This is a genomic window from Streptomyces otsuchiensis, from assembly GCF_004305975.1.
Taxonomy (GTDB): Bacteria; Actinomycetota; Actinomycetes; order Streptomycetales; family Streptomycetaceae; genus Streptomyces; species Streptomyces otsuchiensis.
The window spans coordinates 1-12,298 of the sequence record NZ_BHZI01000180.1 but is presented as its reverse complement, the minus strand read 5'-3'; the positions used below and the strand labels follow the sequence as shown (position 1 = coordinate 12,298).

9 protein-coding genes are annotated in these 12,298 nt (G+C 73.4%); 5 read left to right on the top strand and 4 right to left on the bottom strand.

The features are described 5' to 3' along the window. Positions 1–127 precede the first annotated feature (127 nt). The 5 genes from E0D90_RS17420 to E0D90_RS17400 all read left to right on the top strand — a co-directional run bounded on the left by E0D90_RS17420 (position 128) and on the right by E0D90_RS17400 (position 7,288). Positions 128–1,750 carry an FAD-dependent oxidoreductase gene (locus E0D90_RS17420; protein WP_103501398.1) on the top strand — a complete coding sequence of 541 codons (1,623 nt, stop codon included), beginning with the start codon at positions 128–130 and terminating at the stop codon, positions 1,748–1,750. A 206-nt stretch (positions 1,751–1,956) separates the two neighbouring features. Then, on the top strand, positions 1,957–4,086 hold the full coding sequence (locus E0D90_RS17415; RefSeq protein WP_130799167.1) for a hydantoinase/oxoprolinase family protein: 2,130 nt from the start codon (positions 1,957–1,959) through the stop codon (positions 4,084–4,086). Positions 4,087–4,253: 167 nt separating this feature from the next. Next, complete coding sequence (locus E0D90_RS17410; protein WP_307721152.1) at positions 4,254–4,829, top strand: hypothetical protein; 576 nt, start codon at positions 4,254–4,256, stop codon at positions 4,827–4,829. Between the two features lie 8 nt (positions 4,830–4,837). Then, on the top strand, positions 4,838–6,142 hold the full coding sequence (locus tag E0D90_RS17405) for a transporter (protein ID WP_130799166.1): 1,305 nt from the start codon (positions 4,838–4,840) through the stop codon (positions 6,140–6,142). 156 nt (positions 6,143–6,298) lie between these two features. Next, positions 6,299–7,288 (top strand): glycoside hydrolase family protein, encoded by a 990-nt coding sequence (locus E0D90_RS17400; protein ID WP_130799165.1) that lies wholly within the window; start codon positions 6,299–6,301, stop codon positions 7,286–7,288. A 67-nt stretch (positions 7,289–7,355) separates the two neighbouring features. Here E0D90_RS17400 and E0D90_RS17395 read toward each other — a convergent pair whose 3' ends face one another. The 4 genes from E0D90_RS17395 to E0D90_RS17380 form a co-directional block, all read right to left on the bottom strand. Then, positions 7,356–7,730 carry a hypothetical protein gene (locus E0D90_RS17395; RefSeq protein WP_130799164.1) on the bottom strand — a complete coding sequence of 125 codons (375 nt, stop codon included), beginning with the start codon at positions 7,728–7,730 and terminating at the stop codon, positions 7,356–7,358. A 107-nt stretch (positions 7,731–7,837) separates the two neighbouring features. Beyond that, complete coding sequence (locus tag E0D90_RS17390) at positions 7,838–10,276, bottom strand: beta-xylosidase/alpha-l-arabinosidase (RefSeq protein WP_227870283.1); 2,439 nt, start codon at positions 10,274–10,276, stop codon at positions 7,838–7,840. A 42-nt stretch (positions 10,277–10,318) separates the two neighbouring features. Further along, positions 10,319–11,251 carry a carbohydrate ABC transporter permease gene (locus tag E0D90_RS17385; protein ID WP_130799163.1) on the bottom strand — a complete coding sequence of 311 codons (933 nt, stop codon included), beginning with the start codon at positions 11,249–11,251 and terminating at the stop codon, positions 10,319–10,321. Further along, a complete protein-coding gene (locus E0D90_RS17380; RefSeq protein ID WP_227870282.1) occupies positions 11,248–12,168 on the bottom strand; it encodes a carbohydrate ABC transporter permease in 921 nt (306 codons plus the stop codon). Before E0D90_RS17380 ends, E0D90_RS17385 begins: the two co-directional genes overlap by 4 nt. Positions 12,169–12,298 lie beyond the last annotated feature (130 nt).

Here is a 12,298-nt window from a genome sequence, read left to right as displayed (position 1 = left end):
CTTCCCCGCCGCCGCAGCGCCCGGCGGGCTGACCCGCCGGCCCCGGAGAACCACCCCGCACGCACGACGACGCACCGCCGGAACCCGGGCGAGACCGGACCGGCCGCGAACCGAGGAGATTCATCGAATGACGGGACCAACAGCCGCCGTCCGCACCGACATCCTGGTCGTCGGTGGAGGTCTGGGCGGCGTCGCCGCCGCCCTGGCCGCCTGCCGCGCCGGACGACGGGTGGTGCTCACCGAGGAGACCGACTGGATCGGCGGGCAGCTCACCTCCCAGGCGGTGCCGCCGGACGAGCACCCGTGGGTCGAGCAGTTCGGCACCACCGCCAGCTACCGCCGGCTGCGTCAGGGCATCCGCGACCACTACCGCACCTGGTACCCGCTGCGGGCGGAGGCCGCCGCCCTGGAGGGGCTCAACCCCGGTGCCGGGCGGGTCAGCAAGCTCTGTCACGAGCCGCGCGTCGCCCTCGCCGTGCTGGAGGCGATGATCGCCCCCTACCGTTCGGCCGGGCTGCTGACCGTGCTGACCGAGCACCGCCCCGTCGCGGCCGAGACCGACGGGGACACCGTGCGCGCCGTCACCGTCGAGGGCCTGGCGGGGGACCGCGTCACCGTCGAGGCCCGCTACGTCCTGGACGCCACCGAGACCGGCGAACTGCTGGAGCTGGCGGGCGTCGAGCACGCCCTCGGTGCGGAGGCCCGCTCGGAGTACGACGAGCCGCACGCCCCGGACGAGGCGCAGCCGCTGAACCAGCAGGGGATCACCGTCTGCTTCGCCCTCTCCCACCACGAGGGCGAGGACCACACCATCGACCGGCCCGCCGACTACGACTTCTGGCGCTCCTACCGGCCCGACTTCTGGCCCGGCCCGCTGCTCGGCTTCCTCGCCCCCGACCCCCGCACCCTGGAGCCGGTGCCCCGCACCTTCGAACCCAACCCGGAGACCGACCCGCTGGCGATCAGCGCCGACCAGAGCGCGGACGCCGGTGACAAGGAACTGTGGGGATTCCGCCGCATCCTCGCCCGCAAGCTGCACCGCGAGGGCGCGTTCGACTCCGACATCACGCTGGTCAACTGGCCGCTCAACGACTACTGGCTCAAGCCCTACGTCGGCGGCGGCGAGGAGACCACCCGCCAGGCGCTTTACGAGGCACGGCAGTTGTCGCTGTCGCTGATGTACTGGCTGCAGACCGAGGCGCCGCGAGCCGACGGCGGCACCGGCTTCCCCGGTCTGCGTCCCCGGCCGGACGTCACCGGCACCCCCGACGGCCTGGCGAAGGCCGCGTACGTGCGGGAGGCGCGGCGGATCAAGGCGGTCACCACCGTCACCGAGCACGATGTGGCCGTCGACCTGGTCGGCCCCTACGGCTGGGAGCGGCGCGCCGACTCCGTCGGCGTGGGCAGCTACCGCATCGACCTGCACCCCTCCACGGGCGGGGACGACTACATCGACATCGGCTCCGTGCCCTTCGAGATCCCGCTCGGCGCGCTGGTCCCGCGCCGGGTCCGCAACCTGCTGCCCGCGGGCAAGAACATCGGCACCACCCACATCACCAACGGCTGCTTCCGCCTCCACCCGGTCGAGTGGAACATCGGTGAGGTCGCGGGCGCGCTCGCCGCGCACTGCCTCGACGAGGGCGTGGTACCGCACCAGGTCCAGGCCGAGGAGAAGCGGTTCGGCGAGTTCGCCCGGCTGCTGGACCGGCAGGGGGTGCAGCGCCGCTGGCCCGACGTCCGCGGCTACTGACCGCCCCGGCCGGGCGGGACCGCTCCCGCCCGGCCGTGCTTCCCTCACCCCCTGCTGCTTTCACTCCGCGCGTCCCGCCTTCGGGTGCGGGCCGCCACCCGGGGCCGCGAGCCGCCGCCACGGCCACCGGCTCCCCGCGTCCGCGCCCCGACCGGCAGACGTCACGTACAGACCGGTACAGACAGGCACAGAGAGGTGCACCGCTCATGAGCACTCACCGCGTCCGCGTCGGCATCGACGTGGGCGGAACCTTCACCGACGCCGTGGCCATCGACGCGGCCACCCTGAAGCTGGTCGGACAGGTCAAGGTCCCCACCAGCCACCACCATGAGAACGGCGTGGCCCAGGGCATCGTCGACGCCCTGGACCAGCTGCTCACCCAGGTCGGCTGCGAGGCCGACGACGTCGCGTTCCTCGCCCACGGCACCACCCAGGCCACCAACGCCCTGCTGGAGGGGGACGTCGCCAAGGTCGGGCTGATCGGCATCGGCCGCGGCGCCTCCGCCGTGCTCACCCGCCGTCTCGCCCGGCTCGACCGGCTGGAGCTGACGCCGGGCCGCAAGCTGCCGCTGAGCTACGCCCACGTCGAGGACCCCGATGACGGCGCGCGGGTCGCCGCCGCCATCGACTCCGTCCGGGGCGACGGCGCCACGGCACTGGTGGCCACCGAACCGTTCAGCGTGGACCTGCCGGCCGGGGAGTCGGCGGTGCTGGCCGCGGCGCGCGAGGCCGGGCTGCCGGTCACCGCCGCCCACGAGATCACCTCGTTGTACGGCCTGCACAAGCGCACCCGCACCGCGGTCGTCAACGCCGCGATCCTGCCGCGGATGCTCGCCACCGCCGACCTGGTGGACTCCGCCATCACCAAGGGCGGCGTCACCGCCCCGCTGATGGTGATGCGCTGCGACGGCGGCGTCATGTCGCTGGACGAGATGCGCCGCCGGCCCTTGCTCACCGTCCTCTCCGGGCCCGCCGCGGGCGTGGCGGGCGCGCTGATGCAGGAGAGGGTCAGCGAGGGCGTCTTCCTGGAGACCGGCGGCACCTCGACCGACATCAGCGTCATCCACCGGGGCCGGGTCGCGGTGCGGCACGCCACCATCCTCGGCCGCACCTCCTACCTGTCGGCGCTGGACGTGCGCACGGTGGGGATCGGCGGCGGCTCCATGGTCCGGATCTCGGGCGGCAAGGTCACCTCCGTCGGGCCGCGCAGCGCCCACATCGCCGGGTTGCCGTACGCGTGCTTCGCCGACCCCGCCGACCTCGCCGGGGCGCGCGTGACCACCCTCGCCCCGATGGAGGGCGACCCGGACGACTACGTGGTGCTGGAAGCCGACGGCGGGCGGTTCGCGCTCACCATGACCTGCGCCGCCAACGCGCTGGGCCGGGTCCGGGACGGCGACTTCGCCCGCTGCGACCCCGAGGCCGCCCGGATCGCGCTCCAGGCGCTCGCCGACTCGCTCGGCACCGACGTGACCGGCGCGGCCACCCAGGTCCTCGACGCGGGCTGCCGCCCCGTGCGGGAGACGGTCGAGAAGATGATCAAGGACTACCGGCTGGACGAGGAGGCCGTGCGGCTCGTCGGCGGCGGCGGGGGAGCGGCCTCGGTCACCCCCCACCTCGCGGCACTCACCGGCCTGGACGGGGCCATCGCCGCCCACAGCGAGGTGATCAGCCCGCTCGGGGTGGCCCTCGCCCTCGTCCGCGAACAGGTGGAGCGGATCATCCCCGGCGCCACCCAGGAACAGATCCTCGCCGTGCGCGACGAGGCCGAACGCGCCGTCGTGGCCCAGGGCGCAGCGCCGGGAGCCGTCGAGGTCGAGGTGACGGTCGACGCCCAGACCAACACGGTCCGCGCCATCGCCACCGGCGCCACCGAACTCCGCACCCAGGACCGGGCACACCGCTCGGACGAGGACGAGCGGCTGGCCGCCGCCGCCGACAGCCTCAAGGCCCCGCCGGAGCGGGTGCGCAACCTCGCCGCCACCCCCACCCACACCGTGTACGGCACCGAGATCCGCTCCCGGTTCCGCCGCGCCCGTCACCCGGTCCGGGTGCTGGACGCCGACGGTGTCGTCCGGCTGCACTCCCGCGACGCCCGCGTGGAGACCACCACCGTCGCCGAAGCCCCGGAGATCCTGGCCCGGCTGGTCGATGAGACCACCTCCTACGGCGACGGCGGCGTGCGCGCCCCGGCCGTGCGGCTGCTCTTCGGCGCACGGATCGCCGACTTCTCCGGCGTGCTGGAGGCCGAACCGTTGCTGGCGCTCGCCCGCAGCGAGCTGCGTACCCGCACCCCCGACGAGCCGGTCGTCGCCGTGCTGGAGGTCAGATCGTGAACTCCCTCTTCCGTGACGCGACATCGCCGGGCGACGGCGACCGCCGCCGGGGCCGCGACGGCGACCGGAACCGGCGCGCCGCGCGGCCGTCCCGGCCCCGGATCGACCCGGGCGACCCCGAGTACGGACGGCTCGCCGCCCTCGACGACACCGAGCTGGGCGCGCGGATGCTCGCCGTCACCCCGACCCACGACCACCGCGACCCGGCACTGCTGCGGCGTTGGGCCGAGACCGCCGACCGCTTCGGCGCCGAGCTGGCCCCCGGCCCGGCGGCCGGCGGCCGGGCCGTCCCGGCCCCCGCGCTGCCCCGCGTGGTCGAACGCACCGGCGGCCTCGACCCCGACCGGCTGCTCCTCGCCCGCTACACCTCACGGCCCGCCGCCGTGGAGCTGTACACCGACACCATCGCCTTCGCGGAGGCACTGGTGAGCCGGCTCGGCTGGCGGCACTGGTACCCGCGCGGCAGCGTCCGGCGCGCCGCCCTCGCCCACGAGGAACTGCACTGCCGGCTCCACCACGGGCCGCGCAAGGCCGCGCTGAAGGCGGCGCTCGGCCACACCGCGCTGCGGATCGGTCCGGTGCGCGTCGCCGGCCATGTCGCGGGGGCCGACGAGATCGCCGCCCACGCCTACGCCCGTGCCGCCGGAGGGCTCGGCCGCAGCCCGCTGCTGCTGACCGCCGCCCTGGCCCACGCCGTCACCGCCGCCGCGCGCCCCGCCACCGGCACGACCCGAGAGAACTGAGGCCCGCCATGGGAATCGTCATCCTGCTCATCATGGCGGCCGGGGTCGGGCTGATGCTCACCCGCAAGCTCCCGACCGCCTTCACCCTCGCCCTGCTGGCCGTAGCCGTCGCCCTGGTCGCCGGTGCGCCGCTGAGCGGTGAGGAGAGCGTCCTGGACACCGTCCTCCAAGAGGGTGCCCCGATGCTCGCCGCCACCATGATCGCCATCCTGCTGGGCTCCTGGCTGGGCAAGCTGCTGGACGAGACAGGGATCGCCAGCACCCTGGTCCGCAAGATCGTGGAGTTCGGCGGGGACCGGCCGACGGTGGTTGCCCTGGGCGTCCTCGGCGTCTCCATCATGGTCGGCACCGTCACCGGGTCGGCGCCCGCCGCGATGCTCGCCGGGATCATCGGCATCCCCGCGATGATCGCCGTCGGCATCCCCAAGGTCACCGCGGCGGGCACCATCCTGATGGGCATCGCCGCCGGAATGCCCTTCGAACTGCCCATCTGGCAGTTCTTCTCCACCGCGCTGGACCTGCCGATCCCCACCGTTCGCGCCTTCATGCTCAAGCTGTTCCCGTTCGCGCTGTTCTTCGCCGTGCTGTTCGTCGTGGTGGAGAGCCGCCGACGCGGCGTGGTGCACACCTGGTCGCTGAAGTCACTCTCCTCCGAGCCCGGTTCACCGCGCGGGGAGCGCCGGCCCAGCCGTCGCCGCCAGCTCGGTGACGCGCCCTGGTACGCGCTGATCACCCCGGTGATCCCGCTGTTCCTGGCCCTGGTGCTGGAGGTGGCGATCATCCCCTCGCTGCTGGCCGGCGTGCTGTACGCGCTGCTGACCACCACCCGGCCGGGGCAGCTGGGCAAGCGGCTGCTGCGCACCCTCTACGCCGGGTTCGACGTCGCGGCGCCGCCGATCGCGCTGTTCATCGCCATCGGCATGCTGCTGGCCGCCGTCCGGCTCCCCGGCGCGATCGAGGCGCTGGAGCCGCTGGCCAAGGCGGTCAGCCCGCAGAACCCGGTCATGTTCGTGGTGGTCTTCACCCTGCTGGTGCCGCTCTGCCTCTACCGCGGGCCGCTCAACGTCTACGGGCTGGGCGCGGGCATCGCCGGGGTGCTGATCGCCACCGGCATCTACCCGGCGGTCGCCGTCCTCGGCCTGACCACCTCCTACAACCAGGTGTTCGGCGTGGCCGACCCGACCAGCACCCAGACCGTGTGGAGCGCCCAGTACGCGGGCGTCACCCCGCAGCAGGTGATGCTGCGGACCCTCCCCTACGTCTGGTGTGTCGCCCTCGGCGGGTTCTGCCTCACCGCCGCACTCCACCTCTGAGCCGCACCACCGGGCCACCGACCCCCACGACCGGACCACCGACCCCCCCCACGACCGAACCACCGACAGGCCCCCACCGGACCCGGGCGCGGCAGCCGGCCGCGCCCGCGCACCATCCGCTCGCTCAGCTCCCCCACGGACGACAAGGAGAAGCAGATGAGACGCCGTACCCTGCTGCGCGGCACCGCCGCCTCGGCCGCCGCGCTGGCCGCCGGAGCCACCCTGCACACCGGCCGGGCCGCAGCCGCCCCCGGCGGGTTCCCCGACTACACCTACCTCCGGACGCTGCTCACCCCCTCGCAGCTGTCCTACAACCCCACCGGCGAGATCATCTTCCCGTGTGTGCGGGGCGTCTACGACCGGCTGTCCAACCCGCTGGGCCGCTACTACCTCTACTACGCCCCCCACGACGCGCCCGGCGGTATCTGCCTGGCCTACGCGAACGAACTTGCCGGTCCCTACACGGAGTACCGGGGCAACCCGATCGTCCGCCGCGACTGGGACCCGCACTACAGCGTCAGCCATGTCTCCTCGCCGCACGTCGTCTGGAACGCGGACGCCCGCGAGCTGTGGATGTACTTCCACGGGGAGAACAACACCACCCGGCTGGCACGCTCCCGGAACGGGATCGACTTCACCTACGACCGGGTGGTGCTGCACACATCCCAGCTCCCGTCGGGAAGCAACGAGGCTTCCTACGCACGGGTGTTCCGCCACGACCTGCCCGGGCGCAACGCCCGCTGGGTGATGGTGTTCATGCGGAACGACACGAGCAACCGCCGCACCATCAACTGGGGATGGTCGCCCGACGGCCTCAACTGGAGCTTCGACCAGGAGCCGTTGATCCGGCCGCAGCAGGTCGGGGTGCGCGACCTCAGCGGACCGCACCTGCTGCACCGGAACGGCAGCACCTTCGTCGTCTACCACACCGACAAGGGCAGCGGCGGCAACCTGCTGATCACCGAGGTCGGCAACGACTTCAGCCGCCGCGACCATCTGGGCGTCTTCCACCGGCCGTTGTCGGGCGGGCCGGACAACGGCCGTGTGGCGGCGCCGAGTTTCGGCACCGACCGGGGCGTGTCGTACATGGTGTACGAGGCGGGCGACCGGCTCGGCGGCTCCATCGCGGTGGCCCGCGCGGGCTGAGCGTCCGGCAGGGAGGGTCTGGTTCCGGCCGACGCGCCGGAGCCGGGCCCTCCCGCGCCCGGCCCGTTCAGAGCCCCGGCCCCACGGGTTCGGACGCCCGGTGGGGGTGCCACCACTCGGTCAGGCCCCATACGGCGAGGGCGAGTCCGGCCAGAGCGGCGAGGGCCGGGGCCCACGGGCGCCCGGCACCGCCGGGGGCCAGGCGCCAGGCCAGAAGCGGGACGAGCGCTCCGCCCAGCATGATGAGCGGCAGATCCACGGTGAGCACGCTCAGATCGCGGTCCTCGCCCTCGAACCCCGGACCGAGGGCGGGGAGCGCCCGGGACATCCAGACGGTCAGCCCGGTCACCACCCCGAGACAGGGGAGGAAATCCCTGACGGCCAGCCAACGGATCCGGCGCGCGGGCCCGGCTTTTCCCACGGTGTTCGTGTTCGCGTTCACGTCTGTGCGACGCTCCGGTGCCCCCGGCGGTTGCGGCCGGGTGAGACGCACCCACCCGTCGGCGGCCGGTGCGGTCGCCGACGGGTGGGTGCGCCCGGCCGAGCGGTTCAGCCCGCCGGGGTCACCTCCACCGGGCAGACCAGGGTGCGGTGGTGGCCCACCGTCCGCTCCTCGCCGGTGAGCCGGAGGGGGAGGGCGAACCGGGTGTCGGAGCTGGAGGCGCCGAGCCGCAGCTCCAGCGCTCCCGGCTCGACGACGCGGTGGCCCGGGGCGACGGTGTACGAGGCCAGGTCCGGATGGAAGCCGAAGCGGACCTCCGCCGACGCTCCCGGCTCCAGCTCCACCCGGGCGTACCCGACGAGCTGGCTGACCGGCCGTGTCACCCGGGCCACGGGGTCGTGCAGGTAGAGCTGTACGACTTCGGCGCCGGAGCGGTCGCCGGTGTTGCGGACCGTCACCCGTACCTCGGTGGCGGTGTCGGTGTCGGTGGTGTCGCTGCCGAGGGCGGCGTTCTCCCAGCCGAAGCTGGTGTAGGACAGTCCGTGGCCGAAGGGGTGCAGCGGGGTGGGGTCCACCGAGCTGGCGCCGCCGGCCTGGCCCAGCGGCGGTGCGAGGTAGCTCCAGGGCTGGCCGCCGGGCAGCCGCGGCACGCTGACGGGCAGCCGTCCGGAGGGGTTGACCCGGCCGGAGAGCACCCCGGCGACCGCGGGCCCGCCCTCCTGGCCGGGGAAGAACGCCTGCACCACGGCGGCCAGCCGGTCCGTCCAGCGGCCCAGCGCGTAGGGGCGGCCGCTGAGCAGCACCAGGACCACCGGGATGCCGTTGCCCTCGGTCGCCGCCAGCGCGGCGTCGATGATCTCGCCCTGGCCGTCGGGCAGTTCGAGGTCCACGGCGTCGCAGCCCTCGCCCGAGCTGCCCCGGCCGAACAGGCCGGAGCGGTCACCGACGACCACCACGCAGACGTCGGCGCCCGAGACGGTGGCGAAGACCGCCTCGGTACCGGCTCCCGGGCGCGTCTCGGCACCTGGCAGGTCGACGGAGGTGGTCGGCGCGTCCGAACGGTCGTCGGCCGCGTCGGAGATGGAGCCGCCGGTCGCTGCGGCGACGGCGGCGGAGTGCACCAGCCGGGCGCCGGGCAGCTCCAGGCGCAGGGAGTCCAGCAGCGTGGGCACCTCGACCCCGAGCGGAAGCCCGGGATGCTCGACGCCGACATGACGCGGGAAGGTGTAGCAGCCGAGCATGGCGGCCGGGTCGTCGGCCAGCGGGCCGAGCACGGCGATCTGCCGGTGCCGGCCCAGCGGCAGGGTGCCCGCGTCGTTGGCGAGCAGCACCACGGACTCCTCGGCCAGCCGGCGGGCGATCTCCCGCATCGCGGGCGGGTCGAGGTCCACCACGGGTGCGGCGCCGCCCGGCTCCCGTCCGGCACCGGCCAGCACCGGCGGGGTGGGCGACCAGTCCGGGTCGAGCAGCCCGATCTCGGCCTTCTGCGTCAGCACCCGCTCCGCGGCCCGGTCCACCAGGGACTCGGGGACTGTTCCGGCCCGCACCGCCTCGGCCAGCGGCTCGCCGTAGCAGCGGACGGCCGGCAGCTCCACGTCCACCCCGGCGGCCAGGGCCAGCGCCCCTGCCGCGCCCGGGGAGGCGGCGACCCGGTGCGAGAGTTCCAGGAAGGAGATCCCGAAGTAGTCGGCGACGACGGTGCCGGTGAAGCCCCACTCCTCGCGGAGCAGCCCGGTCAGCAGTTCGGTGTTGGCGGCGGCCGGTACTCCGTCGAGGTCGTTGTAGGAGTGCATGACCGAGCGGGCACCGCCCTCGCGCAGCGCCATCTCGAACGGCGGCAGGAAGACGTCGGCCAGCTCGCGGGGCCCGATGGAGACCGGCGCGTGGTTGCGGGCGGCCCGGGAGGCGGAGTAGCCGGCCAGGTGCTTGAGCGTGGCGATGATCCCGGCCGACTCCAGGCCGCGCACATAGGCGCTGCCGATGGTGCCGACCAGATAGGGGTCCTCCCCGATGGACTCCTCGGTCCGGCCCCAGCGCGGGTCCCGGGTGACGTCCAGCACGGGGGAGAGGCCCTGATGGATGCCGACCGAGCGCATCGAGTCACCGATCCGTGCCGCCGCCTCCTCCACCAGCGCCGGGTCGAACGCGGCGCCCCAGGCGAGCGGCGTCGGGAAGATGGTGGCCTGCCAGGCGGTGAAGCCGGTCAGGCACTCCTCGTGGGCGACGGCGGGTATGCCGAACCGCCCGGTGGCCCGGATGCGCTGCTGCGCGTCGCGCAACGCGGCGGCGCCCTCGGCGGGTTCGACGGGGTTGGTGCCGAACGGGCGGGTCAGCTGGCCCAGTCCGTGGCGCAGCAGGCCGTCGGCGTCGACCTCCTCGGAGAGCTGGTGCTGGAGCGGTGCGACGTCCTGGTCGGCGCCGCCGTCCCCGGAACCGGGCCAGATGGAGGCCAGTTGTCCGAGCTTCTCCTCCAGCGTCATCCGGCCCAGCAGATCCTTGGCGCGGGTCGCGGCGGGTAGGGAGGGGTCCTGCCAGGGGTCGTTCACGGTTACTCCTTGTCACGGTGGCCACGGTTCACGTGCCGCGTCTCACTTGCCGCCCACACCCATCAGCCCGTTGATCAGCTGGCGGCGGGCGAAGAGGTAGGCGACGAAGATCGGCACGATGGACAGCACGACCGCGGCCAGCAGCGCCGGCACGTCGACGCGGAACTCGCCGACGTAGTCGTACAGCCCGAGGGTGAGCACCCGGTTCTCCCGGGACTGGGTGAGGATCAGCGGGAAGAGGAAGCCGTTCCACGCCTGGAGGGCGGAGAACACCCCGACGGTGGAGATACCCGCACGGGACATCGGCACCGTCAGCTGGAGCAGCATCCGCAGCGGGGTGGCGCCGTCCAGTGCCATCGACTCGTAGATCTCCTCGTCGATGTCGCGCATGGTGCCGGTCAGGATCAGCACGCTCACCGGCAGCGCGAAGGCCGCGGTGGGCAGGATGATCGCCATCAGGCTGTCGTAGAAGTGGAGTTCGGTGATGATCAGGTAGACCGGGATGATCACCGCCTGCGAGGGGATCGCGAGGCCGAGCAGGAAGAACTGGAAGATCCGCCGCGAGGCGCGGCTGCGGGTACGGACGATGGAGTAGCTGACCGTCACGGCGAGCACGATCACCAGCGTGGCACAAGCGGCCGTGACGATCGCGGTGTTCAGCAGATACGTGAGGAAGTCGCCCTCCAGCACCCGCCGGTAGCTGTCGACCGAGGGCGAGGTCGGCAGGGAGAGGGCGCCGTTGTCGAGGTAGTCCTGCCGGGTGCGCAGGGTCGCCGACACCAGCACGTACAGCGGCAGGGCGACGATGAACAGCCAGACCAGCGAGGCGAAGCCGGCCGGGTAGTTGACCCGCCGCCAGGACAGCCGCCGCCGGGCCGGCGTCGCCCCGAGCGCCGGTCGGCCCCTTCGGGACCGTCGCCCGCCGGGAGGGTTCGGGGCGCGGCGGTTCTCGGTGGGTGGGGCGTCGGTGGTCACATGCCCTCCCGGGTGGAACGCATCCTGCTGAAGCCGGTGAGCCGCACCATCAGCAGCGAGACTCCGGTCGCCGTGACGACCAGGGCGGTGGCGATGGCGCTGGCGTAGCCGAGGTCGAACGCCTGGAAGCCGGTCTCGTACATCAGATAGGGCACGATCGAGGTGGCGTCCCCGGGCCCGCCGCGGGTGAGGATCAGCACGGTGTCGAAGTAGGTCAGCGCGCCGACGACCATGAGCACGGAGGAGGTGACGACGGTGTTCTTCAGCTGCGGCAGCGTGATCTGGAAGAACTGCCGGACCGTGCCGGCCCCGTCGATCGAGGCGGCGTCGTAGAGCGACTTGGGGATCTGCCGGGCGCCGCCCTGGTAGAGCAGGGTGTGGAACGGGATGAACTGCCAGGCCGCGACGAACGCGATGGCAGCCAGCGCGCCCCGCTCCGAGCCCAGCACGTTGGCGTCGCTGAGGTCGAACCAGCGCGCGACGTCGGCGGCCAGGCCGAAGTTGGGGTCCAGGATGGAGCGCCAGACCAGGGCGAGCGCCACCGAGGAGGCCAGCAGCGGCAGGAAGAAGACGGCGGAGAGCATCGCCCGGGACTTCTGCCGGCCGGCCGCCCAGACCCCGAGCAGCAGCGCGATCGGGGTCTGGAAGAGCCAGCTGAACGCGGTCAGCAGCAGACTCAGCCACAGGGCGGTGCGCATCCCCGGGTCGCTCCACAGCCTGGTCCAGTTGTCGGTACCGGCCCAGGCCGGTGAGCCGAGTCCGTCCCAGCTGGTGAGGGAGAGGAACGCCACCAGGAACATCGGGGCGGCGGCGAAGAAGGCGAAGAAGGCCACGCCCGGGATCGCCCAGGAGATTCCTGGGCGACCGGTGGGCCTCCGGGCCCGCTCGCGGCGGCCGGTGGGTGTGGGCGGGTGCACTTAGGAGACGTCCCGCATGGCGTCGGAGAATCCCTGCGGGTCCAGCTGGCCGCTGAAGAGCCGCTCGATGTTGCTCATCATGGCGGTCGCCCGGCCGGCGCCGTCTCTTTTACACATCCCCGAGCCCACG

Excerpts from the sequence above, each read along its gene's own strand:
- E0D90_RS17420 (WP_103501398.1), top strand. The coding sequence starts at position 128 with ATGACGGGACCAACAGCCGCCGTCCGCACCGACATCCTGGTCGTCGGT.
- E0D90_RS17415 (WP_130799167.1), top strand. The coding sequence starts at position 1,957 with ATGAGCACTCACCGCGTCCGCGTCGGCATCGACGTGGGCGGAACCTTC.
- E0D90_RS17410 (WP_307721152.1), top strand. The coding sequence starts at position 4,254 with ATGCTCGCCGTCACCCCGACCCACGACCACCGCGACCCGGCACTGCTG.
- E0D90_RS17405 (WP_130799166.1), top strand. The coding sequence starts at position 4,838 with ATGGGAATCGTCATCCTGCTCATCATGGCGGCCGGGGTCGGGCTGATG.
- E0D90_RS17400 (WP_130799165.1), top strand. The coding sequence starts at position 6,299 with ATGAGACGCCGTACCCTGCTGCGCGGCACCGCCGCCTCGGCCGCCGCG.